This window comes from Stenotrophomonas sp. PA-6-5C, from assembly GCF_021605635.1.
Lineage (GTDB): Bacteria > Pseudomonadota > Gammaproteobacteria > Xanthomonadales > Xanthomonadaceae > Stenotrophomonas > Stenotrophomonas lactitubi.
Genome location: NZ_WKEE01000004.1, coordinates 69,276 through 93,870 on the forward strand (window position 1 = coordinate 69,276; position 24,595 = coordinate 93,870).

A 24,595-nucleotide genomic window follows, 5' to 3' on the forward strand; every position below is an offset into this window, starting at 1 on the left:
TGGCCAAGGCCGCTGCCCTCATCGCATGGACCCGATCATGAACAAGCCCGCCGCACGCATCTCTGCCCTGTCGCTGTCGTTGATGCTGCTGGCCGGTTGTGCCACCACCAGCCTCGTCAGCGCGCCCGAATCGCCGGCCCAGAGCCAGGCGCTGGCGCTGATCGAACAAGGCAAGCCGCGCGACGCCGCCCTGCAACTGGAAGCGCTGGCCGCCACCCTGCGCGGTGGTGCCCGCAGCAACGCCCTGGCCGATGCGGCCTGGGCCTGGCATCTGGCCGGCGACAGCGCCCGCGCGCGCAGCCTGCTGGGCCAGGTAACCGCCCGCCAGGTGAACGGTGCCAGCCTGCAGCGTTACCAGCTGGCCAGTGCCGAGCTGGCGCTGGCCGACAAGCAGCCGGCGCAGGCGCTGGCCCTGCTGAAGGATCATGGCGACAACGTGCACCCGAGCCTGCGCACGCGCTGGTACGTGGCCCGCGCCAATGCCCTGCAGGCCACCGGCGATGCGTTCGGCGCCGCCACCGAACGCGCCCGTGCGCATGCCGGTCTGGCCGGCGCTGCGCGCAGCGAGAACCAGGCGGCCATCTCCGGGCTGCTCGGCACCCTCGACGATGCCACCCTGCGCGGCCGCGCCGCCGCATTGCCGGCCAATGACCCGCTGTACAACTTCGCAGGCCGCGCGCTGATCGCCCGCGGCCTGCCGCTGCCGCGCCCGTTCGATCGCGATGGCGCCGCCCAGTTCGACACCAGCAAGCGCCCGCCGGCGATGAGCGATGGCTACCGCCCGCCGGCCAAGCTGGCCGTGCTGCTGCCGCTCAGCGGCCGCCTGGCCACCGCCGCGCAGCCGGTACGTGATGGTCTGCTCAGCGCGTACTACGGCGAAACCCGCCGTCGTCCGGAGGTCAACTTCTTCGACACCGCCGGTACCCCGGCCGGTGCGCTGGCTGCGTATGACAAAGCCGTGGCCTCCGGCGCCGACTTCGTGGTCGGCCCGCTCGGCCGCGACGAGGTGGATGCCGTGTATGGCCGCCAGCAACTGCCGGTGCCGGTGCTGGGCCTGAACCGCGGCAAGGATGCGCCGCCGGCCGGCAGCGCCGGTTTCTCGCTGGCGCCGGAAGACGACGGCATCGTCGCCGCCGAATACATGCGTGGCCGCGAACGCAGCAAGGCGCTGGTGATCAACAGCAGCGACGACACCGGCCGCCGCGCCGCTGCCGCGTTCGCACAGCGCTTTGCCCAGCGCGGCGGCAGCGTCGCCGCCACCATCGCTGTCAGCGAAACGGTGGGTGATGTCAGCGCACAGGTACGCAATGCCGGCGCGGTCGATGCGGTGTTCCTGGCCGTACGTGCACCGCAGGCCCGCCTGCTGGCGCCGCAGCTGGCACTGGCCGGTGCCGGTGGCGCCACCCGCGTGGGTACCTCGCAGCTGACCACCGGCAGCGGCAAGGTCGAAGAAGACGTGGCGCTGGACGGCATCATCTACCCGAACGAAGCCTGGAACGTGCGCAGCGTGTCCGGTGTGCCGTCCGCTGCCCAGGTCGTGCAGACCCTGCCCAGCGCGCGCGGCGCGGCCAGCCGCCTGTTCGCCTTCGGCGCCGATGCGTGGAAGATCAGTGCCTACCTGGACAAGCTGGCCACCGAAGGCGGCCTCGACGGCGCCACCGGCACGCTGTACCTGGACAGCAACGGCAACATCCTGCGCCAGCCGGCATGGTCGACCTTCAGCGGTGGCCGGCCGATGCCGATCGCCGGTGGTCGCTGAGCACCTGCAACGTGGCTCGGCGGTGGAAGCCGCCGCCGAGCAGCATCTGCAGCAGGCCGGCTTGCGGCCGCGCGCACGCAACGTGCGTTATCGCGGCGGTGAACTGGACCTGGTGATGGATGACGCTGGTACTGTGGTCTTCGTGGAAGTGCGCTACCGCGCACGGCAGGACTTCGGTGGCGGCGCGGCCTCGGTCGATCCACGCAAATGCCGGCGGCTGGTGCATGCCGCACAGCTGTATCTGCAGGAACATCCTGCGGTGGCCAATGCGCCCTGCCGCTTTGATGTGGTTGAAGCTACTGGTGATCCGCCGCAGCTGCACTGGCTGCGCGATGCGTTCCGGTTGGATGATTGCTGATGGGTACCGTCCGCTTTGGTAGAGGCCGACCTTGGTCGGCGCTTCTGTGCCAACCAAGGTTGGCACCTACCAGCGCGCGGCCTGGCCGGCACTACCATGGGGCGTGACTGATGCCTTCGATCATCACCCACGCGGCCGTGCCACTGGCGCTGTGGTGCGCGGCTGATCGTGGTCGCATCCCGCTACGTCTGCTTGCAGCTGGGGTGATCGCGGCGATGCTGCCCGACGCCGACGTGCTGGCATTCGCTCTGCACATTCCCTATGCCGATGCTTTCGGCCATCGCGGTGCCAGCCATTCGTTGTTGTTTGCCGGTGTGTTGGCCATGGTGGCGGCGTTGGCACTTGGCGTTGGTAGAGGCCGACCTTGGTCGGCACCGCACAGCTCCGGTAGTCGCCGACCTTGGTCGGCGGTTTCGTGCCAACCAAGGTTGGCATCTACCGTACAAGCCGCTGTGTTCGTCTTCGTCTGCGCCGCCAGCCATCCGCTGCTGGATGCACTGACCTCCGGCGGTCTCGGCGTTGCGCTGGCCTGGCCCTGGAGCGAACACCGCTTCTTCGCGCCCTGGCGCCCGATCCGCGTTTCCCCGTTTGCCCCACAGTTCTTCAGCGCGCGGGGCCTGGCCACGTTGCTGTCGGAACTGCGTTGGGTGTGGCTGCCGCTGGCCGGCGCCGTTCTTGCCTGGAAACTGATTCAACCCGCCCCTGCTGCCCCACGAGATCCGTCATGAGTACTGCCCTGCCCGTCGCGTTGATTGCCGAACTGTCCGCCCTGCTGGGTGCCGATGGCTGGCGCATGGATGACAGCGCGCTGGAGGCGAACGCGCAGGACAACTCGTGGCGCCACCAGCGCCCGGCTGCCGTGGCACTGCCGGCAGATATCGAACAGGTGCAGGCGCTGGTACGCGCCTGCCGCACGCATGGCGTGGCACTGGTTGCGCGTGGCGCGGGTACCGGCACCACCGGTGCTGCGGTGCCATTGCCCGGCAGCATCGTGCTGTCGTTCACCCGCATGGACCGCATCGTCGAGATCCGCGCCGGTGACCGCTGTGCCGTGGTGCAGCCGGGCGTACTCAATGGAACGCTGCAGCAGGCGCTGGCACCGCACGGCCTGTTCTGGGCGCCCGATCCTTCCAGCGCGGAGATCTGCAGCATTGGCGGCAACCTCGCCTGCAATGCCGGCGGCCCGCGCGCGGTGAAGTACGGCACCAGCCGCGACAACGTGCTGGGCCTGGTAGCGGTCACCGGTACCGGCGAGGTGATCCGCTGCGGCGGCGCCTACACCAAGGACGCCACCGGTTACGACCTCACCCACCTGCTGGTAGGCAGTGAAGGCACGCTGGCACTGATCGTGGAAGCGACGCTGAAGCTGACCCCGTTGCCGGTCAGCCAGGCGGGCCTGCGCGTGCTGTACCGCGATGCCGATGCCGCCGCAGCAGCAGTATCGCGGCTGATGTCGCAGCCGGTCGTTCCCACGCGATTGGAATTCATGGACGCACGCAGCCTGCAGCTGCTGCGCCTCAACGGTGCCGACGTGCCGGAGGCCGGTGCGATGCTGCTGGTCGAGGCCGATGGCGACCACGACACTCTGCCCTACCTGCTGCAGGCGCTGGCCAACGCCGCCGAAGGCGACGGCATGATCGAGCTGGACGTGGCGATGGAAGGCCGCGCGCGCGATCAGTTGTGGGCCGCACGCAAGGCCTTGTCGCCCGCGCTGCGCAGCGTCGCGCCCGGCAAGATCAACGAAGACGTGGTGGTGCCGGTGTCGCGCATTCCGGAACTGGTATCTGGCGTGCAGGCATTGGCGCGCGAGTACACGCTGACCATCGTCACCTTCGGCCATGCCGGCAACGGCAACCTGCACGTCAACATCCTCTACCACCCGGACGACGCCGACGAGAACGCACGCGCACATGCGGCGCTGCCGAAGATCTTCGAACTGACGCTGGCGTTGGGCGGCACGCTGTCGGGCGAGCACGGGATTGGCCTGGCCAAGCGCGATTTCATGGCGCAGGCGTTCACCCCGGCGACGCTGGCGGCGATGCGCGCGATCAAGCACGCGCTGGACCCTGATGGGATCCTCAACCCGGGCAAGGTGCTGCCGCCGGCGTGATCCACCGCAGGGAGTGAGAGCCCAGTAGCGGGTGGCGAATTCTCCCGTGGATGCGGACCTTGGTCCGCACTTCCCTTCGCCTGAAACAACTCAGCTGTCGCCCGGTAAAGCCGATGCCGACTGTTCTTCGTCCACCCGCAATGGGCAGGAAGCTTGCCCTCAACTGCGCAGGCGTTGCCTGAATCGCCCCCGGCTGCAGCACAGCAGCCAAGCGAGCTTTGCAACTAGTTGCATGGGCACAGGCGAGGGTCGCGAGGAAACTTGACCTCATTCCAGACACGCGCTGTCGCAAACGACCATTTCCACCTCGCATTCACGCCGACGTGCGCGTATATGCCATCGGCCTGAACAGGGGTGTCGAGGTCACCGCAGTGCGCAGTCCATCCGCTTCCCATCGAGAGGACTTACCATGCGCCATTCTGCTACCCGTGCGCTGTCGCTGCGACCACTGGCCCGTGGCCTGCTGCTGGCGTTGGCCGCCTCACCCATCACCGGCGTCGTTGCCGGCAATCTGGACAACCAGCAGGCCGAAGTCACCAGCGGCAACGCGGTGGAGGCCTGGACGCTGACCAATGGGTCGACGCTGACCGTCAGTGCGGGCGGGGAAACCCATGGCATCAAGGCCACCGATTCGGACGTGGCCATCTCCGGCGGCGGCATCAGCCGCCCGGCGAGCGGCGGCTCACCCGTGGCCGTGTTGCTGGGTGGGGCCTCCACCCTGACCGCCCGCAACAGCGTCCTGCTGGGCGCGGTGCAGATCCTGAAGGACTCGACCGCCAGCATCAGCAACAGCACCATCTATTCACAACCCGGCACGGGACTGCTGCCGACCGACACCTACAGCATCGGCGTGGATCTGACCAACATCTTCGGCGAGGCCTCGGACAACGCACGGGCCACCCTCGACAACACCACGATCGTGGCTGACGATGCCCCTGCCGGAAATGCCCTCAACAGTGGCCATGGCGTACGCCTGATGCAGGGCCAGGCAGACATCCGCAACGGTTCACAGATCTTTGCCGTCAATGTCGGCGTACTCCTGTCCGCTTCCGCAGGCGTGCTGGATCCGATTGCAGTGCGTATTGAAGACTCCCTGGTGCAGTCCGGCAGGGGCGCGGCCATCCGGGTCATGCCGGCCGGCTTCGACGGACGCTACGACATCACGCTGGGCAACGACACCAGGATTCGCGGCGGCGATGGAAACATCCTTCTGGTGCAGTCCCTGACCAACACGTTCGTTGGCAAGGCCGACGTCGCCTTCAGCGTGGATGACTCGCGTCTGGCAGGCAACATCACATTCGATCCAGCCACCATCGATGGCACGCTCGCGGTCTTCCTGCGCAACAACGCCCAGATCGATGGCCGTTTCTTCAACGTCACCAGCGCCAGCATCGACAGCGACAGCACCTGGCTGATGACCGGCGACAGCAATGTCGGCCACCTCACCCTGGGCAGCACCGGTACCGTGGCACTGGGTGATGGCAGCAGCTTCAACACGCTCAGCGTGGATACCTTCACCGGCAACGGCGGCACGCTGGCGTTCAACACACATCTGGGCGACGACAGCTCGGCCACCGACAAGCTGATCATCGCCGGTGATGCCAATGGCCAGGCCAACGTGCGCGTGCTCAATGCCGGCGGCGCGGGCGCGAAGACCGACAAGGGCATCGAGCTGATCCGCGTGGGCGGTGCGTCCAATGCGCAGTTCGACCTGAGCGGCCGCGCCGTGGGTGGGCAGTACGAGTACTTCCTGTTCAAGGATGCGACCAACGGCGGCTGGTACCTGCGCTCGGAACTGGCGACCACGCCGGACCCGTGCCTGGCCGACCCGACCCTGCCGCAGTGCAAGCCGATCGTCGATCCGGTGGACCCGATTGACCCGATCGAACCACCTACCCCGGTGCTGCGCCCGGAAGCGGGCGCCTACCTGGCCAACCAGTTCGCGGTGAACCAGCTGCTGCGTCATGGCTGGCGTGACCGCCACGGCGGCAGCACGGCCGCCAACGATGGCGTGCGTGGCTGGGCGCGCGTGGACGGCACGCAGAGCAAGCTGTCGGCCGTGGAAGACCAGCTGGACCTGCACGTGGACCGCTCGCGCCTGCAGCTGGGTGCGGACGTTGGTGTGTTCGACAGCGGCCGCGGCCGTGTGGGCGTGATGGGTACCGTTGCGCAGTCCAGCGCCACCTCGCGTTCGCAGCTGACCGGTTACAGCGCGCGCGGCAAGGTGGAAGGCGGTGCGCTGGGCGTGTATGGCAACTGGAACAGCGATGCGCTGTATGTGGATGCCAGCGTGCAGCGTGGCCAGTTCCGCAACCGCGTGCAGGGCGAAGGCCTGGCCGAAGAGCGTTACGACTCGGATCTGTGGCAGTCGTCGCTGGAGGCCGGTTATCGCATCGGCATCGGTGCGATCGGCAGCACCGCGCTGAGCCTGCAGCCGGAACTGCAGCTGGTCTATACCGATGCCAACATCGATGTGCACACCGAGACCAACGGCACGGTAGTGCGCTCGCAGGGCGACAGCGGCCTGTCCGGGCGCATGGGCCTGCGCCTGCAGGGCGAAGGCCACTCGGCAGCGGGCGCCTCGGTCAGCCCTTATCTGGCGGCAAACTGGTACCGCGATGGTGCCGGCAACGGCATCGCCTTCGATGATGAAGTGCTGAAGGCCGGTGTTCCGCGCAACCGTTATGAACTGAGTGCGGGTGCTCGATTGGAATTCCGTTCGGGCCTGAGCGCATGGGGTGGCTTCGGTGTGATGCGCGGTGACCATGGTTACCGCGAGGCAACTGCGAATGTGAGTGTTGCGTACAAGTGGTGATGTAGAAACTCGCACGGCGCCGGATGATTCCGGCGCCGTATTCTGCGTTCTGTAGCGCCGAGCCATGCTCGGCTGCTTTTCGATCAGAACGCGGTGAGCCGAGCATGGGCTCGGCTCTACGGAAAATGTCGCATCTGCCATGCCGAGATGCACCTGGCCTCGCGCATTGCGTGCGCCGTGAATCTGCAACGTTTTCGAAATTGAAACTTTTCTGATTGGTACAGCAGCACTTCCGTGCACATCATGGCGCGCCACCGACAACGGGTGGCACGGGCTTGCAATCCCGTTTGATTAGTGTCGTTTACGCTTGCCTGCCGGCGTCGTCCTTTCCTTGTTGGGTGACGTCGGCAGGCATTCTGTCCGCGAGTCTTTGGCGGGCGGTGCGTGGGGGCCTCGTGCCCGCCGGCATTTGGCGACGCTAATCACCGGTATTGCAACCACGCACCGTCTGCCGCCCTCGCCCAGCGCGAGGGCAGCCCCTTGCTTCGTATTCAAGGATGCCGCCATGACTGCCTCGCAGTACCCCTATCTGTTCGCCACCCTCGGTGAGGCTGCCAACCAGCTGCCGGAGGCGGTCGCCCGTGCGCTGGAAACCACGCTCACCGCTACCCAGGTCAACGCGCCCAGCAGCACCACCTTGCTGGGCTGCCTGCAACGCATCCGCAAAGTGGACGCCGCGGACGGCCAACCCTGGCCCACGAAAGGGCATACGCCGGGACAACGCATGGCGATGGCCCGCATCGACCGCGCAAACTCAGGCCTGACGCTGTTGCTGGAAATACTGCACGCCACGGAACGCGTGCGCGTCGATGGCGACGCTGACCAGCAGATTGGCGAAGACGTGCGCGAAGGCCTTCTATTGGCCTGTCGTGGGCTGGCCGAATACATGGAGGTACAGGTGCGGACGCTGTGATGCGCACCCGCCTGGAGTGAACACAGCCACTGCACGCTGCGCCCGGCATGAAGCCGAGGTTGCCATCGCGCCCAGCGACGGCTTCGGGCAATGAAACGGCAACGCGATCGCTTTATCGATACGTTGCGGAAAGGACGACTTCGCCCTTGATGATGCCTGGACCTATCGCGTCGGCGGTGCGGATGTATCGGGCGCTGAAGGGAATGTAGTAGTCCGATCCACTCTGGGCATTGCCGTACTCCCATTTTGTCCCCATGGTCATCGGCACACCGCTGCGCAGGATCTGCGTGCGCACGCCGGTTGCCCCCGAGTCCGCCGTAGGCACCAGCTGATCGGTGCGATTCCCGGGTGCATTCGCGTCGCTTACGCTCAGATCAATCAGGCCCGAAGCCTCGCAGTACATCAGCACTTCAAAATCGGTTTCGGCCGCAGTGTCGCCGGGGTTGGGTATCTCCGACTGGGAGACATCGCGCAGCGTGGTGGTGGGTACTTCCAGGTAGCAGGTGTCCGGCAGCCTGTCTATGTCCCCGCTCTGGCGGTTGGTCAACTGAAGGCCAGGAAACCTTGTGAAGGTGGCCTCTACCGTGCCCAACGACGTACTGCCAGAACCCGTCATTCCGCCGCCACGGGAGATGAGCGCCATGTCCACCACGAAGGAAAGGAAGCCGTTGGGCCCTGAAACCCCCGCTGCAACCTGGGTAGGCCTGTCCATGCTCAAGGGCCCCTCACCGACGATTCCATAATTGGTCTGGAGCCGATACCTGAATGCAATCAACGGCGACGAAGCGTGCCATCCGTACGCTGGGTGGGACTCGCCGTCGATCTGCACGTCCCGCACATAGGTCAGGCCCCCACTTGCGGGGGTCAGGGTGACCGGAAAAGATGGGTAATTGCTGCATCCCCTCAGGTACGTTGCGGAATACCTGCCTCTTCCAAAGGGAACCAGGATCACATCCGGGCTGGTCACGTTGTCAAACGAGGCGGTAATGGACGTGCCTGCTGTCGCCACGTCAACGCTGCAGGCGTAGGCGGCTGCCGGCACCATGCCGACCGATGCGATCATCGCGAATGCTGCACCCCGCAGCACCGAACGTGCACGCTTCACTGATAGTCAGCCGTTACGACGATCTCCGCCCGCACTTCACCCGGCCCCGCCGCCCCAGCGGAGGTCACGTAGTAGCCCGCGCGCAGCGGGTAGCTGGCTGTGGTGCCGGTCACCGGCACGTCGATGCCGGTGTCCCCCTTCTTCAGGTAACTGCTGCCGCTGGCACCTGCCAGCAGCGCTACCGAAACGCCGGTGGCAGCATCGCTCGGTGCGGTGTTCTCCCAGCGCTCCGGGTCACCGGAAGCCGCCGTGCCGTCGAACGACAACGTGGCCTTGCTCACGCCCACGCAGCCGGTGAAGTTCAGCGCGCCGGCCTTGAGCTTGTTGTCGCCATCCACGATCTCGTCGGCGGCTACCGGATCCAGCATGATGGCCGGGGCCGCCAGGGTGCAGGTTCCCGGCAGCACCTTGCCGCTGATGGTGAGCGTGACGGTGTCCGGGGCACCCAGGGCGATCGGCGTGACGGCCAGCAGCACAGCACACACAGAGAGGCGGGAAACGTGGTTCATGCGGGAAATCCTGTTGGAGAAAGGGGATTGAAAGCGGGTCACTGCGTCGTCGATGTGCTGGAGACTTCGCGCACCACGTGCAGACCGGCGTTGAGTGGAGGCTGCGCTACGCACACCGCCTGGCTCCAGCGCAGCCCGTAGGCGTCGGGTGTGTTGGGTGTGGTGTAGTCCAGACGACAGCGATGCGGGCCTTCCGGGTCGACAATCAGCTGGCCCTGCTCGGGTGCACCCCGCAGCTGGATGACCCCGCCCTGCCCCACCGCACCGGCCGGCGTACCGTCTTCGGTCTGCACCACCGCCGCGAACGGCAGCGGCTGGCCCAGCGCGTCGGTGGCGTCGATGAACAGCGTGCGCTCGCGGCGTACCTGGAACGGCACGCGCACGATGCCACCGGCGGTGGGCGCCACACGCTGCGAGGTCTGCAGCAGCTCCACCTCGATCGGCAGGCCGGACGGGTCCAGGTCGATGGTGTTCCAGCGATAGGGGCTGATGTGCGGCAGCAGCGCATAACCGTTACGCGCCACGCGTGTATCGCCACCGCTGCCGATACGCGCGCCCTGCGCACCCGGTGCCTGCACCAGCGCGAAGCCCTCACCCACGGGGGCGCCCAGGTTCAGGCCGCCGCCGTGCAACACCACGCTGCCGGACGCACCCAGCGACAGGCTGCGGTAGTCGCCGCTGCGGCTGTAGCCGGCGTTGAGATTGCCACGACTGCCCTGCCATGCGGCATACGCGCTATGGCTGCTCTGGCCGTTGCCCTGCGCGCTGGACAGGCTGTAGCTCAGCGCGCGCGACTCACCCAGGCTGCCGCTGATACCCAGCTGCGACTGCCGGCCGCTATCGGCCTGGCTGAGCTGGGTGCTGGCACGCGGTGCATTGGCACTGCGGCCCAGCGGTACGCTGAGAGTGAACGCGTAGCGCGTGTCCTGGCGTCCATCGCCCAGCCGGTAGCGCAGTGCGGATACACCATAGTTGATCCGCCCCAGCGTGCTCTGGAAGCCCAGCTGGAAATCGTTGCGGCGCCGGGTGCTGTCCCAATAGGCCACGTGGCCGCCGCTGAGATACAGGTTGCTGCGCTGCCCCACCTTCTGCGAGAAGTTCACCTGGTAGCGCTGTCGGGCACGTTGGCCGTAGCCCCAGTCGTCGTTCTGCGCCCGCGCCACATCGCTGAGGCTGAGGAAGCCGCGCGTGCTGTAGCGGTATGCGGCCAGGCCGAAGTTGGTGCCGGTACGCGCCACATAGCGCTGGTAGTTCAGGCGGAAGCTGTTGCCGGTGACCGTCTCGCTGCCGCGCAGGCGGGCACGCGAGTGGGTAACATCGGCGCCGAACGCACCGATGGCCGTGTTGACCGCTGCACCAGCGAGCAGCGCGCGATAGTCCTCACCCAGCTGCGCGCCACCCAGCACGGTCAGCCGGTTGTTCAGGCCGCGCGCATAGGTGCCTTCGGTGAAGCGCAGCGCCTGCAGCGTGTTGCCGGTGTCGCGCAGTTCGCCGGCAGTGACCGCGAAGCGCGAAGCGCCCGCGCGCAGCGCCTGGGGAACGGCAGAAAAATTGACGGTGAAGCGCTGCACGCGCCCGTCGGCTTCGGCGACGCTGACGTCCAGATCGCCGCCGAAATTGGTGGGGTACAGATCCTCGATGGCAAACGGACCCGGCGCCACATTGCTTTCGTGGATGATGTTGCCGTTCTGACGGATGGTGACCACCGCATTGCCTTCGGCGATGCCCTGCACCACCGGCGCGTAGCCGCGCAGTGAATCTGGCAGCATGCGTTCGTCGCTGGCCACGCGCACGCCGGTGAACGGCACGCTTTCGAACAGCTCGCCGCCGGTACTGCCCTGGCCCAGCAGCAGCTGGCTGTTCCAGCGCGGAATGTCGCGCTGCAGGTGGCTGCTGATGACCTGGTGGCGGGTGCCCTGGCTGCCATGGGTGAACGACGCGCGGTGGCGCAGGCGCCACGCGCCCAGGTTCAGGCCCGCCTGCAGGCCGAGGTAGCTGCTGTCGCTGCCCTGGCTGCGGTAGTGGTTGGCGCTGTAGTCAATGAAGGCAGCGGTGATGCCGTCGTCACGCAGTTCCGGCGCTACGAAGCCGCGCGCGGCAATGGCCTGCGCCGCCTGCGGAATACTGAGGGACAACTGCAGCTCGCCACTATCGAAGGTGGTACTGGCGCCGTCCACCAGCGCTGGCAGATCCACACAGGTGCTTTCTTCGGCCGGCAGTGCCTCCAGGAACGCAGGCTTCAACGGCAGCCCACGCACCAGCGCCGGTGTCAGGCACGCCACCGCAATCTGCGGGTCGTCCTTGATGACGAAACGGATGTCCTGGCTGCGCAGGAACTCGCCGTTCACATGCACGTCCACTGCGTAGTCGCCAGCCGGCAATGGATTGCCGTTGGCGTAGCGCCCCATGTCGATGGATTCACCACCGATCAGGAAGCCCTCGCTGAATTCCATGGAACCTGCGGAGGTTGCCGTTGCCAAGGCAGGTGCACTGGCCAGCAGGCCGAAGGCGATTGCCTGGGCAAGACGCTGGACGGGGACACTGGCAGAGCGTGGCGCTACGGGGCGGGTAGGAGACGACTTCATCAAGGACAGTAGCCGGTGCGGAAGCAGCGGCATGGAGAAGGGAAGCGTAGGCTAGAGGTCGAGGAACGCACTCCCCATACAAAAAGTTGCAAATCGCGTCGATTACTGTCGTATTGCAACTCATTCGATATGCGGACTCGAGGTTGCCGACGACACTGTGGATGTCCCCACAGCACTGACAGCGGGCATGCACCCTGCACCACGGCGTGGTGCGTCATCGGTAGTCGGCGGTGAGCACCGCCTCCCCTTTCACCAGCCCTGGCACCAGCGGGTCGGCCGTGCGCAGATAGCGTGCACTGAAAGGAATGGACTGCTGCCCCTTGCTGGACCAGCCGTGCGACCACGCCTGGCCGAACTGCACCGGCTGGCCACCGCGCAACAGCTGCACCTGCACGCCGCCCGCGGTGGCGCCGGGTGCGGGTGCCAGCTGGACGTTGCTGCTGCCAGGGTCATTGGCATCGGCCAGCGACAGCTGCACGTCGATGTTGTCCATCGGGCAGTTCATCGTGACGTTGAAGCTGGATTCCTTCGCGTTGCTGCCGCTGGCGGCAAGTTCGTTGGCGACAACGTCGTCGAGAGTGTGGGAGGCGTTGGCAAGGGTGCAGGTGACGGGGGGGGACGGTGATCTCCAGCCGTACGTGGTGCTGCATCGATTGACTTGGGTCGCCCTCCACCGATGAGGTGATGGTGCCCAGGTCGGTCATGGGAATGCTCTCCATCGCGCCGCCGCGGAAGAAGATCTCCATGTAGACATCCACCCTGATGGGGCCGGGTGCCGTGAGTGGAATTCCCGGATGACGATTTCTGGTACCGATTGCAATGGGTGGGCCGCCCACCGTATTGCCACTTCTCTGAACACTAAAACTGAAACCGATCAGGGGCGAGCGAGGCCCGGTGCTGTAGACCTTGTAGAGATAGCTGTTGTGCTGGATGTCGCGAACGTAGGTCAGCCCTGTAAGCGGCGCATCGATGTTGAAGGCCGTCTGCCCGGCAGTGCACGAAAAACTGTCCAGCACTGCACCGCCAGTTCCAAGACGGAATCTGGTATCCGGCCGATCAAGATTCGGCATGGTCAGCGATACCGTCAGGTCCTGATCACCCGGATTCAACCTCACACAGCTGGCACTGGCCTGCTGTGCTTGCAGTGCCATCGCAGCGACCATCAATAGCGTCGCCAACGCTGGAACACGCGATCTGCGCCGCGCAGCGGTAGAAGGAAGGGCGGGAACGCACACGGCGATTCCTCCGGCAGCCAAACAAGGCAGCGCAGTCTAGGCAGCGCTGCAATTAATCCCATGGGATTAATTGCAATTGCCGAACATCAACGCGCTTTTGCAACTAATTTCATTCCGCGGCTGGACGCGCGCATCGAAAATGGTCGCGTTGGCTGCATTGAGCGGTCACTGCGTGTCCTCATTCCACAACCGAGAACTGTCATGTCCCTGACGCTCCGCCTGCTGTCCCTTTCCGTCCTTGCCGTCGCCGCGCCGTCGGTGTCTGCCGAAACGCTGGAAATCACCGGCGAATTGACCCCCAACACCTGCTCGGTCGGTTCCACCGGCGGCACCATCACCGTGCCGATGGGCAAGGTCGATCTGGCCTCGGTCAATGCCAACACCCGCGCTGGCCAGAAGAATTTCACCATCGCCCTGGATTGCACCGGTTCGGGTTCGGCCGTAGACGTGGGTGTGCGCTTCGGTGGAATCCCGGACGGCAGCACGGGCAACCTCGCACTGACGGCTGCGTCGACCGCGCTCAACGTGGGTGTCGGCCTGTACGACGCCGCCGGCGATCAGCAGAAGATCGGTGACGACCCGACCGTGTGGGTGAACATTGCCGCCGGTGGCAGCGGCCAACTCGATTACAGCGCGTGGTACGCCTCGCCCGGCAAGAACGCCACGGCGGGCATCGCCAATGCAACCGGCGACTTCGTGGTGCTTTACAAGTAATCCGCTTCCGGCAGGCCAGCGCCACGCTGTGCTGGCCTGCACCTTTCAATGAGGTTGACCATGAAACTCCGCGCCAAGACGTGGATATGCGCGCTGCTGGCCGTGTCGGTGGCACTGCCGGCATCGGCCGCGGTGACACTGCAGGGCACGCGCATCGTGCACGATGCCAGCAAGAGCCGCGACGTGACGGTCAAGGCCAATAACGTGGGCGAGCTGCCGGCAATGACCCAGGTCTGGATCGATGACGGCGACAGCCAGTCCCGCCCCGAGAACGTGCGCACGCCGTTCCGGCTGACACCGGTTGAGCCACGCCTGCTGCAGCCGAAGCAGGGCCAGGCATATCGCGTCACCTACGCACCGCGCCCATCGGAGGCACCACTGCCGACCGATCGCGAATCGGTGTTCTATTTCAATCTTCTGGATATCCCGCCCAAGCCCAGCGATGCCAGTGGCAAGAACCTGCTGCAGTTCGCGGTGCGTACGCGGGTGAAGCTGTTTCATCGACCCGCCGGGCTGCCGGGCAATGCACGCGACGCAGCAGCCACGCTGCAGTGGACTGCCGATGGCGATGCGCTGCAGGTACGCAACCCGAGCGCGTACCACGTGACCTTGAGTGCGCTGACCCTGGCCGATGGCCGCGGCGTGGACGTGGACATGATCGCGCCGGGTACACAGGTGCGTTATGCGCTGCCGGAGGGAGCCGCAATGCCAACTACGGTGGCATTCAAGTGGCTGGATGATTACGGCACGCCGCGCGAAGCCGAAGCGCACGTTGGGCGATAGGCGCAAACCGCGCTTCCGCACCGCAACGGCAACTGCTTGCATTGAGGGTGGCCTGCGCGGCACGCTGCAGGCCACTGCCGCACTTCGCAGGTTCGCACCATGGCGTCACCCTCCGGCTCCGTGCTTGCCACCCTGCAACGGTTGCAGCGCCAACTGCTGTTCGGCGGCGGCACCATCTTGACCGTGCTGCTTCTGGCCGCAGGTTGCGCGGCGCTGTGGCTGCGGCTGGAAGCCGTGCACCTCAACGAGCGCGAAGCACTACGGCGCGGCCAGCAGACAGTGGATCGCTACATCGGCGAGCGCAGGCGGGCCTACGTGGCCAGCTTGAACACCAACGCCACATTGTGGGCTACCCAGCAGCCCGCACTGGTGGCCGGCGGCATGCCGATCCGCGAGCACTTCGCGGCCCAGGAGGGCACCGCAGGCGTCATGGCGCCCGGCGCGCTGTCGGTCCCCTGGCTGGCACTGTCTCCGCGCGAAGGGCGACTCCCGCCCCAGGCGGAAGCGTCGTACCTGGGCATGGTGCAGACCTATTCGGCGTACATGGCCGCCACCGTGGCGGCGCAGGATTCGCCCACCTCGCTGATCTCCTTCGCCTTCGAACCGGAAGGGCGCCTGTTTGCGGTTGCCGGGCTGCACGATGAAGCGCAGCTGCTGCAGACCCTGAAGGTGCAGACCCGGGAGCAGGCGCTGGCCGCGCTGGCCCAGACCGCCGATGCGGGCTGGCAGTCGGCGGGTGCGGACTCCGAGCTTCAACTGGATAGCGGCCGGCTGCGCGCCTACTTCGGCCGCAATCCTTTCACCGGTGAGGATGCACTGGTCACCCAGATGCGCCTGCGCAGCAACGGCATCCCCTTCATCAACCGGCTGACGTTTGAACCTCTGCAAGGCCTGCGTGAGCGGTTGGAGGAGGCCAGCCCGGGCATGTGGAAGGTGGTCGACGGGCGCGGAAACGACGTTCTGCGCAGCTTTTCGGACGGCACGATTTCTGGTCCTGCGCCGCAGGCCGTGCCGTCGCCCCGGCCCACGATGTTGGCACGGCCTGACGGCCGTGCCTTCGTGGTGTCCGCACCATTGCATGGCATCGACTGGACGCTGCTGCGACTCTACCGCTGGAGCGACATCTGGGCGGCGCAGCGGATCTATCTGCTCGGCGGTGGGCTGGCCCTGGCAGCGTTGCTGGCCGCGCTGTGGACGCTGTTGCTGCTGGTCGACCGGCGCGTGCTGCGGCCGGCGCTGGAGGAAGCCGCACGGGTGCATGAAAGCGAAGCGCTGAGCCGCACCTTGATCGAAACCTCGCCGGTCGGCCTGTGCCTGCTCGACCAGCAGAACGGGCAGTTGATCCTGCATAACCAGGCACTGGAGCAGCTGATCGGCGACACCGCCGGCAACCTGATGGACGTGCTGGTCGGCCGCCTGGTGCAACGCGTTGACGGCCAGGTACACGGGCAGCTGTTCGACGCGCCCTCCTCGGATGAGCAAGGCCCCCCGCGCTACCTGCAGTCCATCGTGGCCGCCTCGCGCTACCAGCGGCGGGCGATCTGGGTCTGCGCGGTGACCGATGTGACCGCACAGAAGGAAACCCAGCAGCGCCTGCTGGATGCACGGCGGCATGCCGAACAAGCCCAGCACGATGCCGAGGCCGCGGACCAGGCCAAGACCGCCTTCGTGGCGATGATCAGCCATGAAATCCGCACCCCCTTGAGCGGCGTGCTCGGTCATCTTGAACTGCTTGCGCACCAGACCATGCCACCGGCGTCGCACGCGCATGTCACGCGCGCGCGCAGCGCCGCTGATGTGCTGCAAGGGCTGGTGAACGACACCCTGGACCTTTCCCGCATCGAAGCCGGGCTGATGACGCTGGAGCCCGCACCTTTCGATCCGCGTGCGCTGCTGCAGCAGACTGCGACACTGTTCGAACCACAGGCCAGCGCGAAGGGCCTGCGCCTGGAGCTGCACACGGGCGATGCGCTGGGACCGGCCTACGTGGCCGACGCAGGCCGCTTTGCGCAGGTGATCAACAACCTGGTTGGCAATGCGGTGAAGTTCACGGCATCGGGAATGGTGGCAGTCAGCGTTGATGCCTCGGTGCGGCCTGATGGCACGGAATGGCTGCACGTGGAGGTTCGCGATACGGGCCCGGGCATCGATGCCGAGGCGCAGACCGACCTGTTCAAGCCGTTCGTGCAGGTCGGTGCCGGCTCGGCACGGCAGCACGGCGGCAGCGGCCTGGGGCTGGCCTTGTGCCAGCGCTTCACCGAATTGCTGGGCGGCACCCTCGGCGTGCGCAGCACCCCGGGCACCGGCAGCGTTTTCCACGTGGACATTCCGGCACGCCGGACCACGGCCGTGGCAGAAGCGCCGCCACGGCCGGCGCCTGTCGAGCGCGCGCATCCCTCGCGCGGCCACGCATTGCTGGTGGATGACAGCGTGATCAGCCGTGACGTGACGCTGGGGCAGCTGCACGCACTCGGCTGGCAGGTCACCCTCGCGGCCGATGGCGACGAGGCGTGGCAGCGCTGGCGCGAGGGTCGGTTCGATATCGTGCTGACCGATCTGAACATGCCACGCCTGGACGGATACGGGCTGGCCCGGAAGCTGCGTGCGGACGATCCCTACATTCCCATCGTGGCGCTCACCGCCAATGCAATGCCCGAGGACGCGCAACGCGTACGCGAGGCAGGCATGACCACGCTGCTGCTGAAGCCGCTCGACCTGGCCTCGCTGGAGGCCGCGCTGCATGGATTCGACCTTGATCGCTCGGCCCGGCCACCGTTACCCCCGGTGGTGAGCGAGGCGGTTCAGCGGCAGATGCGCGAGGCATTCCTGCAGACCGCGCATCATGATTACACGCTGTTGAGCCAAGCGCTGGACAGCGCCGATGCACCAGCCATGATCGATCTACTGCACAGCTTTGCCGGCGCGTTGGCATTTCTGGGAGAGACCCAGGCGGCGCGCAGCTGCCAACAGGCCGAACAGGCCCTGCGTAGCACCGCTGTGACAGATACGGCGTCAAAGGCGACAGTCATTGAGGCTGTCGCGTTGATCGAGGCGAGCATCGAACGCCAGGTTGCCGCGCAACAGCAGGCATGACCCGCGTGCTCAGCCGGCGAAGTGCTCGTACCCGCTCGGGCCGTCGTGGCCTTCGGTATGCACGCCCTGCCCTTCCATGATGCGGCCGATGCGGGTGATCGGCAGATCCAGCGATTCGGCGACGAAGTGCAGCGCGTCGCGCTGGTCGGCGGCGGCGGTGAAGCACAGTTCGTAATCGTCGCCGCCGTGCAACGCGCACTCACGTGCAGCATCGCGGCCCAGCAGTTCGCGCAGCGCCGCTGACATCGGCAACGCGTCGGCATCGACTTCGGCGCGCACACCGCTGCGTGCAGCGATGTGGCCAAGGTCGGCCAGCAACCCATCGGAGATATCCACGGCGGCATGCGCGAATGCACGCAGGCGCAGGCCGAGGGTGACGCGCGGGGTGGGACGCAGCAGGCGCAGGCGCAGGGTTTCGTAGTCGGCCAGCAGCGTGGCGGCGGTCACGTTCAATGCACCCTGCTGCCACAGCCGCAGCGCGCCGGCAGCGTCGCCGAGGGTGCCGCTGACCCAGATGTCATCGCCAATCTGTGCGCGATCACGACGCAGCGCCTGGCCGCGTGAGACCTGCCCCATCGCGGTGACCGACAGCGACAGCGGGCCGCGCGTGGTGTCGCCACCAATCAGCGCGATGTCGTGCTGGTCGGCCAGTGCGAAGAAACCGTCGGCGAACGCATCGATCCAGTCTTCGCTGGCCTCGGGCAATGACAGTGCCAGCGTGCACCACGCCGGGCGCGCGCCCATCGCGGCGAGGTCGGACAGGTTGACGGCCAGCGTCTTCCAGCCGATGTCGAACGCCGGGGTTTCGGCCGGGAAATGCACGCCGCTGTTGAGCGTGTCGGCGGTGACCACCAGCTGTTCGTTCGGGCGCGGCTGCAGCAGTGCAGCGTCATCGCCGATGCCGAGCACGATGTCGTCGCGCTCGACGGTGCGGGCGCGGATGCGGTCGATGAGGGTGAATTCGGCCAGGGACATGGGGCGTTCTGCTTTCTTGTAGAGCCGAGCCATGCTCGGCTGCAGTTCGATCACGCGCCGCACTGCCGGACGCAACCGTGCGCTGCACGGTGAGCCGAGCATGGCTCGGCTCTACAGAAACCGGGTCAGTGACCCGATTCGACCTTGCGCCATTCCACGGCGGCACGATCCAGCACGCCGTTGACGTAGGTGTGGCCATGTTCGGAACCGAAGCGCTTGGCCGATTCGATGGCTTCGTTGATGACCACGCGGTACGGCACGTCCAGGCGGTAACGCAGCTCGTAACCGGCCAGGCGCAGCACGGCGCGTTCGATCGCGTCCACTTCGTCGATGCTGCGGTCAAGGTACGGGCCGAAGGCTTCGTCGATGTCGCGACGGTTGTCGAGCACGCCATGCAACAGCGCTTCGAAGTACGCCAGGTCGGCGATTTCACGGGCCTGCTCGTGGGCGAACTGGGCAATCAGCGACTGGCCGTTGCCACCGGAGATCTGCCAGGCGTAGATGGCCTGCACGGCACGACGGCGCGCGCGCGAGCGCAGCACCGGATCGATGCCGTCGCGGCGGACGGGTTTACCGGAGGGCTTGCCCTGGGTGTTCTTGTTCATGGCAGCTGCTCCAGAAGGTTGACCATTTCCAATGCGGCGAGTGCGACTTCCTCGCCCTTGTTGCCGTGGCTGCCGCCTGCGCGGGCCTCGGCGTCTTCCACACGTTCCACTGCCAGCACGCCGTTCAGCACCGGCACGCCGAAGTCCAGCTGCACGCGCATCAGGCCTTCAGCACAACGGTCGGCCACGTGTTCGTAGTGGCGGGTGTCGCCACGGATCACGCAGCCCAGGGTGAGGATGGCGGCGTGTTCGTGGGCGGCGGCCAGGCGCGCGGCAACCAGCGGCAGTTCCCAGGCACCCGGCACGCGGATCACGTCGATGCTGGCTTCGGCAATGCCGTTGCCGGCCAGGCTCTGGCGGGCGCCAGCGACCAGCACGTCGGTGATGCGGGCATTCCAGCGGCTGGCCAGGATGGCGAAGCGCGCCGATTCGGGAGTGCGAAGATCGCCTTCGTAGTGGCTCATATGCGGCTTGGGATTCGATTAAGGGGTAATTCTACCGTGGATGGGCCCCGGCCGTGGCTGGCGGGGGCCCGGGGGACCCGCCGGGCATGGCCCGGCGCTACCGGATTACGGGGCGCCGGGGTAGCGCCGGGCCATGCCCGGCGAGCGCAGCGGGCGCGTTACGGGGTCACCGTCTCCACCACTTCCAGGCCGTACCCGGCCAGGCCGATCTGGCGGCGCGGGGTGCCCAGTACGCGCAGCTTGCCCAGGCCCAGGTCGGACAGGATCTGCGCACCGGCACCGTTGCGGCGCCACTGGCTCACGTCCTTGTCCTTGCCCGGCACCACCGGTGCCGGCTGCTGGCGCAGGCGGGCCAGCAGGCCTTCGCCGTCGCGCGGGGCCTGCAACACCACCATCACGCCACTGCCCTCGGCATCGATGGCACGCAGAGCATCGGTGGCGGCCACGCCGAAGTCGTCGCGACGCCAGTGCAGCAGGTCGGCCAGCGGGTTTTCCACCTGCACGCGCACCAGGGTCGGGGTGTTGGCATCCGGGGTGCCACGGACCAGGGCGAAATGCAGGTCGTGGGCGATGCGGTCGCGGTAGGTGACCAGCTTGAACGGACCGAATTCGGTCTCGATCTCGCGCTCATCGACGCGCTCGACGGTCTTTTCGGTGGCCAGGCGGTAGGCGATCAGATCGGCGATGGAACCCATCTTCAGGCCGTGCTCGCGGGCGAACACTTCCAGCTCCGGGCGACGCGCCATGCTGCCGTCCGGGTTGAGGATCTCCACCAGCACGCCGGCCGGTTCCAGCCCGGCCAGCATGGCCAGGTCGACGCCGGCTTCGGTGTGGCCGGCGCGGGTCAACACGCCACCGGGCTGGGCGATCAGCGGGAAGATGTGGCCCGGCTGGTGCAGGTCGGCCGGCTTGGCGTTGGGCTTCACCGCAGTGCGGATGGTGTGTGCGCGGTCGTGGGCGGAAATGCCGGTGGTGACGCCTTCCGCCGCTTCGATGCTGACGGTGAAGTTGGTCTGGAACTGCGCGGTATTGGCCTGCACCATCGGCGCCAGGCCGAGGTCGGCAGCACGGGTACGGGTCAACGGCAGGCACACCAGGCCGCGGCCATGGGTAACCATGAAGTTGATGTCGCTGGCCTTGACCAGCTCGGCCGCCATGATCAGGTCGCCTTCGTTCTCGCGGTCTTCGTCATCGACGATGACCACCATGCGGCCGAGGCGGATGTCTTCCAGGATGTCGGGGATGGGGGCGAAGTTCATGGTGCATCTCCCTGTGCGTGCTGACCGTTGGTCGGCACACTGATCAGCCGCTCGACATAACGAGCGACCAGGTCGATTTCAAGATTGATCGCGCTGCCCACACCGGTGGCGGAGAACGCGGTATTGGCCACGGTGTGCGGGATCAGCGCGACTTCAAAGCCTTCGTCGTCCACTTCGTTGACGGTGAGGCTGACGCCGTCCACGCAGATCGAGCCCTTCTTGGCGATGTAGCGGCGCAGTGCGGCCGGCGCGGCGAAACGCCAACGCTGGGCACGGGCATCTTCGTGGATGGACAGCACCTGGCCGAGGCCGTCGACGTGGCCGCTGACCAGATGGCCGCCAAGGCGGTCGGTCGGGCGCATGGCACGTTCGAGGTTGATGACGGCGCCTTCGGCCAGCTGGCCCAGCGTGGTCAGGCCCAGGGTCTCGGTGGATGCATCGGCCTGGAAGCTGCCGGCGTCGAACGCGATGACGGTGAGGCAGACGCCGTTGATGGCGATGCTCTCGCCCATCTGCACGTTGTCGAACGGCAGGTTCCCGACATTGAAAGTGAAGCGGACATCGCCGCCGATGGATTCGCGAGCGGCCAGACGGCCGACGCCTTCGATGATTCCAGTAAACAAGTAACGTTCTCCGCGAAAAGTGAGCGAAAAACGCCGCAAGGCAAACAGGCGGGCGCAGGGCCGCAAAGGCCCTGTGGCACCGTCTTCTTTCATCCGGACTATGACCGTCGGCTCCGGCATTGGACCGGATCTGCTGACCCCCGACGGTAAGGCCGGGGCGCTCGCGGGCTCGTGCTTGCGCACCTACCGCCGGTGGGGAATTGCACCCCGCCCTGAAGACGTTTGTGTACCGGCGAACCGGCGCGGGCTAGTGTAGCAGCATCAGCCGCGGCGGCTGGAAGGGCGCTTCAGGTGGCGGTTGGCCTGCGCAGCAGCGGGTTCAATGGCGGTAGGGCGACATCTCGGGGCGGCCACTGCCTTCCCAACGGCCCCCATCCGGCCCTGCCCTTCCGCAGGTTGCCTGATACTGGGCAAACGACACCGTATCGTCGTTATCCCATGGCTGCCCATACGGATTGGGCGGGTCGCAGTGGGGCATCATCATGAACTGTCCCGTATAGGGTGGCATCGGCTTCCAGCAAGCGTCAGGATTCTTCTGTGGATCCTGCCCCTTTGTGCAGAACACAAATGGATCATTGTCGCGATAGAAGATTGGCGCGTAATACTCGTCCGACTGGGCATTCAATTTGAAGGTCAGCAGCACCAGCACGCCCAGGCAGAGCTTCAGCGAGGTTCTCATCGGTTGTCCTTAAGGCCCGCCGCGTCCGCCGGCGGGGATCGTGAATCGTTCGTTGTCGGCGTGCGGGGCCGCATCTGCGGTCCCGCACGCCTTCCTTTCAGCCTTCAGCTCAGCGTTGCGGGTCACCCGAATTGCGGGCCGCATCCTGCGCCTGGGTCTGTGCAGCGGGTTCCTGCGCCTGCTGGGCCCAGGGCTGGCTCAGCGTCGAAGTGAAATCGGTAATTGCCTTCTGCACCGACGCCCCATCACCACTACGCGCGGCATTGAACATGCGCTCGACGAAGCTGCCCGATTCCTGCGCGGCATCAGCCGGCTTGCTGGGCGCCCCGTCACCGCGCTCGTGGGCATGGGACTGCAGCGCAGCGCGCGACTGCGGACCGACCACGCCGTCCACCTTCAACCCCTCAGCCCGCTGCATGTCCTCGACCGCATGGCGGGTGGCATCGCCGAACACGCCGTCGCGTGCCAGCGGGTTGCCCTGCGCATCCTTGTAGCCAAGCCGACCCAGCTGTTCCTGCAGCTCGGCCACCGCCGGTCCCTTGGCGCCGGCACGCAGTGTCTGCTCCCCCGTTGCCTTCCCCGAATGTCCGGCACCATGTTCGGCACCGCGCAGTTCCGGCAGCGGATCGACCTTGCGGCCATCACGCCACAGTTCGAAGTGCAGGTGGGTATCGCCATGCTTGGGCGTGTTGCCGGTACGCCCCATGGTGCCGATCGGCTCCCCGGCTTCGATGCGCTGGTTGTTGCGGACCGAGATCTCGTCCATGTGGAAATACTTGGTCATCGAACCGTCGTCGTGGGTGATGCGCACGGTGTTGCCGGCCGCACCATTGTTCGGCGTAACGGTGACGCGACCGCCGCCGAAGGCCACGATCGGATCGCCGACCTCGCCCTGGATATCCACACCGCCATGCGTGCGCCCGCCACTGCGGCGGGTACCGAACTCGCCGCGACCTTCGCCCGCCTTGTCTGCGGCGTTGATCTGGTCGTTGCCCGGCGCCGGCCAGGTTGCCCCCTCGCCTCGCGCCTGTGGTGCCGGGCGCTCGATGGAATTGCGCTGATTCTCCGGCAGTGCCAACTGGGCCTTGATGGCGTCACGGGTTGCCTCGTCGGCACGCCCGGTCACCTCCAGCGAGTTGGCCTGCTGGAAACCACGCACTGCCTCCTGGGTATTCTTGCCGTAGATGCCGCTGTTGGTTTCCAGGGTATTGCCCTGCCCATCGCGGGCGCCCAGCTGGTTCAACGATTCCTGCATGGAGCGCACGTCATCGCCACGCTCACCGCGCTGCAGCACGCCATCGGCCAGCGCCGACAGACGCGACTGCGCGCCAGGCAGCGACGCACTGGCGGTAATGCCACGGTCGGCGATCTCGATGGCCGAATACTTGCCCTGCCAATACTGGGTGAACGAGCTCGCCAGATCGCGGTCGTTCATGCCGCTGATCGACTCGTAGGGCTGGCCGGTCACACGCTCGAAATCGCGCGAACTGATGTTGTTCACCAGGTTCTTGCGGGTGTCATCGCGCGAGAACTCACCGGTGGCGATGGCGCTCTGGATGGACGCATAACCGCCGCCACCCTGCTGGTGCGCCAGGTACATGTCCATGCCGTTGGGTTCAGCGGAACCAGACAGGAACGGGCGACCGGTCTTTTCCGAACGGTCGACGATCTGGTCGCGGTTGCGCTCGTACAGGTCGGCCGCGGCGCGGGTATTCGCGGCGGGGTCGAATTCGTGGCCGGTCAGCCCGAATTCCTTGGCCGTGGTCGGCACGAACTGGAACAGGCCCTTGGCACCGCTCTTGGTGTTGTTGGCATCCGGGTTGAAGTTGCCGCCGGTCTCGATATAGGCAAACCGCAGGAAATCTTCGCGGGGGATGCCGCTGCGCTCTGCCTGCTTTTCGATGATGTCGAGAACTTCTTTACGATCGTGGGTACTGGCCATCTTTGGCTCCTCAGGTGAAGTGCGGCCCATGCGGGCCGCTGGACGTCAACCGGACTCGATCCTTGAGTC

20 protein-coding genes, 1 pseudogene and 1 riboswitch are annotated in these 24,595 nt (G+C 66.5%); of the genes and pseudogenes, 9 read left to right on the forward strand and 12 right to left on the reverse strand.

Going from position 1 to position 24,595, the window contains the following annotated elements; translation table 11 throughout:
* Window positions 1–37: 37 nt before the first annotated feature.
* The 6 genes from GIW57_RS02655 (at window position 38) to GIW57_RS02680 (ending at window position 7,955) form a co-directional block, all read left to right on the forward strand.
* Window positions 38–1,759: a penicillin-binding protein activator gene (locus tag GIW57_RS02655; protein WP_100462912.1), complete on the forward strand. Its 1,722-nt coding sequence runs from the start codon at window positions 38–40 to the stop codon at window positions 1,757–1,759.
* Entirely contained in the window at window positions 1,749–2,117 is a 369-nt protein-coding gene (locus GIW57_RS02660; RefSeq protein WP_236509088.1) for a YraN family protein, read from the forward strand. Before GIW57_RS02655 ends, GIW57_RS02660 begins: the two co-directional genes overlap by 11 nt.
* A gap of 110 nt (window positions 2,118–2,227) precedes the next feature.
* Window positions 2,228–2,845 (forward strand): metal-dependent hydrolase, encoded by a 618-nt coding sequence (locus GIW57_RS02665; protein WP_236509089.1) that lies wholly within the window; start codon window positions 2,228–2,230, stop codon window positions 2,843–2,845.
* Entirely contained in the window at window positions 2,842–4,227 is a 1,386-nt protein-coding gene (locus GIW57_RS02670; RefSeq protein WP_236509090.1) for an FAD-linked oxidase C-terminal domain-containing protein, read from the forward strand. Before GIW57_RS02665 ends, GIW57_RS02670 begins: the two co-directional genes overlap by 4 nt.
* Before the next feature lie 409 nt (window positions 4,228–4,636).
* Entirely contained in the window at window positions 4,637–7,042 is a 2,406-nt protein-coding gene (locus tag GIW57_RS02675; protein ID WP_236509091.1) for an autotransporter outer membrane beta-barrel domain-containing protein, read from the forward strand.
* 505 nt (window positions 7,043–7,547) lie between these two features.
* Complete coding sequence (locus GIW57_RS02680) at window positions 7,548–7,955, forward strand: hypothetical protein (protein WP_100462905.1); 408 nt, start codon at window positions 7,548–7,550, stop codon at window positions 7,953–7,955.
* A 112-nt stretch (window positions 7,956–8,067) separates the two neighbouring features.
* Here the strand turns inward: GIW57_RS02680 and GIW57_RS02685 are convergent, their stop codons facing one another.
* The 5 genes and pseudogenes from GIW57_RS02685 to GIW57_RS02705 form a co-directional block, all read right to left on the reverse strand.
* Window positions 8,068–9,018 (reverse strand): hypothetical protein, encoded by a 951-nt coding sequence (locus tag GIW57_RS02685; protein ID WP_236509092.1) that lies wholly within the window; start codon window positions 9,016–9,018, stop codon window positions 8,068–8,070.
* A gap of 38 nt (window positions 9,019–9,056) precedes the next feature.
* Entirely contained in the window at window positions 9,057–9,569 is a 513-nt protein-coding gene (locus GIW57_RS02690; protein ID WP_100462903.1) for a fimbrial protein, read from the reverse strand.
* A 38-nt stretch (window positions 9,570–9,607) separates the two neighbouring features.
* On the reverse strand, window positions 9,608–12,022 hold the full coding sequence (locus tag GIW57_RS02695; RefSeq protein WP_236509093.1) for a fimbria/pilus outer membrane usher protein: 2,415 nt from the start codon (window positions 12,020–12,022) through the stop codon (window positions 9,608–9,610).
* Between the two features lie 346 nt (window positions 12,023–12,368).
* A pseudogene (locus GIW57_RS02700) lies at window positions 12,369–12,707 on the reverse strand (fimbrial protein); the annotation flags it as partial.
* Window positions 12,604–13,305 (reverse strand): hypothetical protein, encoded by a 702-nt coding sequence (locus GIW57_RS02705; RefSeq protein ID WP_236509094.1) that lies wholly within the window; start codon window positions 13,303–13,305, stop codon window positions 12,604–12,606. The gene GIW57_RS02705 and the pseudogene GIW57_RS02700, both read right to left, overlap by 104 nt.
* A 285-nt stretch (window positions 13,306–13,590) precedes the next feature.
* Here GIW57_RS02705 and GIW57_RS02710 point away from each other — a divergent pair, with 285 nt between their 5' ends.
* From GIW57_RS02710 to GIW57_RS02720, 3 genes are all read left to right on the forward strand, one after another.
* Window positions 13,591–14,103: a fimbrial protein gene (locus tag GIW57_RS02710; RefSeq protein WP_236509095.1), complete on the forward strand. Its 513-nt coding sequence runs from the start codon at window positions 13,591–13,593 to the stop codon at window positions 14,101–14,103.
* 60 nt (window positions 14,104–14,163) lie between these two features.
* On the forward strand, window positions 14,164–14,886 hold the full coding sequence (locus GIW57_RS02715; RefSeq protein ID WP_100462901.1) for a fimbria/pilus periplasmic chaperone: 723 nt from the start codon (window positions 14,164–14,166) through the stop codon (window positions 14,884–14,886).
* A gap of 99 nt (window positions 14,887–14,985) precedes the next feature.
* Window positions 14,986–17,979, forward strand: a complete 2,994-nt coding sequence (locus tag GIW57_RS02720) for an ATP-binding protein (RefSeq protein ID WP_236509096.1) — start codon at window positions 14,986–14,988, stop codon at window positions 17,977–17,979.
* Window positions 17,980–17,988: 9 nt separating this feature from the next.
* Here GIW57_RS02720 and thiL read toward each other — a convergent pair whose 3' ends face one another.
* The 7 genes from thiL to GIW57_RS02755 form a co-directional block, all read right to left on the reverse strand.
* Window positions 17,989–18,954 carry a thiamine-phosphate kinase gene (gene thiL, locus GIW57_RS02725; RefSeq protein WP_100462899.1) on the reverse strand — a complete coding sequence of 322 codons (966 nt, stop codon included), beginning with the start codon at window positions 18,952–18,954 and terminating at the stop codon, window positions 17,989–17,991.
* A gap of 125 nt (window positions 18,955–19,079) precedes the next feature.
* Entirely contained in the window at window positions 19,080–19,559 is a 480-nt protein-coding gene (nusB, locus tag GIW57_RS02730) for a transcription antitermination factor NusB (RefSeq protein ID WP_236509097.1), read from the reverse strand.
* Window positions 19,556–20,023: a 6,7-dimethyl-8-ribityllumazine synthase gene (gene ribH, locus GIW57_RS02735; RefSeq protein WP_089238735.1), complete on the reverse strand. Its 468-nt coding sequence runs from the start codon at window positions 20,021–20,023 to the stop codon at window positions 19,556–19,558. Before ribH ends, nusB begins: the two co-directional genes overlap by 4 nt.
* A gap of 158 nt (window positions 20,024–20,181) precedes the next feature.
* Window positions 20,182–21,282, reverse strand: coding sequence for a 3,4-dihydroxy-2-butanone-4-phosphate synthase (gene ribB / locus GIW57_RS02740; protein WP_236509098.1), 1,101 nt, complete (start codon window positions 21,280–21,282; stop codon window positions 20,182–20,184).
* Window positions 21,279–21,905: a riboflavin synthase gene (locus GIW57_RS02745; RefSeq protein WP_236509099.1), complete on the reverse strand. Its 627-nt coding sequence runs from the start codon at window positions 21,903–21,905 to the stop codon at window positions 21,279–21,281. The genes ribB and GIW57_RS02745 overlap by 4 nt, the downstream gene beginning before the upstream one ends.
* Before the next feature lie 77 nt (window positions 21,906–21,982).
* Window positions 21,983–22,129, reverse strand: a riboswitch (FMN riboswitch).
* 95 nt (window positions 22,130–22,224) lie between these two features.
* Complete coding sequence (locus tag GIW57_RS02750) at window positions 22,225–22,584, reverse strand: hypothetical protein (RefSeq protein WP_236509100.1); 360 nt, start codon at window positions 22,582–22,584, stop codon at window positions 22,225–22,227.
* 109 nt (window positions 22,585–22,693) lie between these two features.
* The gene (locus tag GIW57_RS02755) at window positions 22,694–24,526 is read right to left on the reverse strand and encodes a peptidoglycan-binding protein (RefSeq protein WP_236509101.1); all 1,833 of its coding nucleotides are present in this window, start codon (window positions 24,524–24,526) and stop codon (window positions 22,694–22,696) included.
* Between the last annotated feature and the right edge of the window lie 69 nt (window positions 24,527–24,595).

Coding starts and splice junctions, on each gene's coding strand:
- GIW57_RS02655 (WP_100462912.1), top strand. CDS start 38: ATGAACAAGCCCGCCGCACGCATCTCTGCCCTGTCGCTGTCGTTGATG.
- GIW57_RS02665 (WP_236509089.1), top strand. CDS start 2,228: ATGCCTTCGATCATCACCCACGCGGCCGTGCCACTGGCGCTGTGGTGC.
- GIW57_RS02670 (WP_236509090.1), top strand. CDS start 2,842: ATGAGTACTGCCCTGCCCGTCGCGTTGATTGCCGAACTGTCCGCCCTG.
- GIW57_RS02675 (WP_236509091.1), top strand. CDS start 4,637: ATGCGCCATTCTGCTACCCGTGCGCTGTCGCTGCGACCACTGGCCCGT.
- GIW57_RS02680 (WP_100462905.1), top strand. CDS start 7,548: ATGACTGCCTCGCAGTACCCCTATCTGTTCGCCACCCTCGGTGAGGCT.
- GIW57_RS02685 (WP_236509092.1), bottom strand. CDS start 9,018: ATGATCGCATCGGTCGGCATGGTGCCGGCAGCCGCCTACGCCTGCAGC.
- GIW57_RS02690 (WP_100462903.1), bottom strand. CDS start 9,569: ATGAACCACGTTTCCCGCCTCTCTGTGTGTGCTGTGCTGCTGGCCGTC.
- GIW57_RS02695 (WP_236509093.1), bottom strand. CDS start 12,022: ATGGAATTCAGCGAGGGCTTCCTGATCGGTGGTGAATCCATCGACATG.
- GIW57_RS02705 (WP_236509094.1), bottom strand. CDS start 13,305: ATGGCACTGCAAGCACAGCAGGCCAGTGCCAGCTGTGTGAGGTTGAAT.
- GIW57_RS02710 (WP_236509095.1), top strand. CDS start 13,591: ATGTCCCTGACGCTCCGCCTGCTGTCCCTTTCCGTCCTTGCCGTCGCC.
- GIW57_RS02715 (WP_100462901.1), top strand. CDS start 14,164: ATGAAACTCCGCGCCAAGACGTGGATATGCGCGCTGCTGGCCGTGTCG.
- GIW57_RS02720 (WP_236509096.1), top strand. CDS start 14,986: ATGGCGTCACCCTCCGGCTCCGTGCTTGCCACCCTGCAACGGTTGCAG.
- thiL (WP_100462899.1), bottom strand. CDS start 18,954: ATGTCCCTGGCCGAATTCACCCTCATCGACCGCATCCGCGCCCGCACC.
- nusB (WP_236509097.1), bottom strand. CDS start 19,559: ATGAACAAGAACACCCAGGGCAAGCCCTCCGGTAAACCCGTCCGCCGC.
- ribH (WP_089238735.1), bottom strand. CDS start 20,023: ATGAGCCACTACGAAGGCGATCTTCGCACTCCCGAATCGGCGCGCTTC.
- ribB (WP_236509098.1), bottom strand. CDS start 21,282: ATGAACTTCGCCCCCATCCCCGACATCCTGGAAGACATCCGCCTCGGC.
- GIW57_RS02750 (WP_236509100.1), bottom strand. CDS start 22,584: ATGAGAACCTCGCTGAAGCTCTGCCTGGGCGTGCTGGTGCTGCTGACC.
- GIW57_RS02755 (WP_236509101.1), bottom strand. CDS start 24,526: ATGGCCAGTACCCACGATCGTAAAGAAGTTCTCGACATCATCGAAAAG.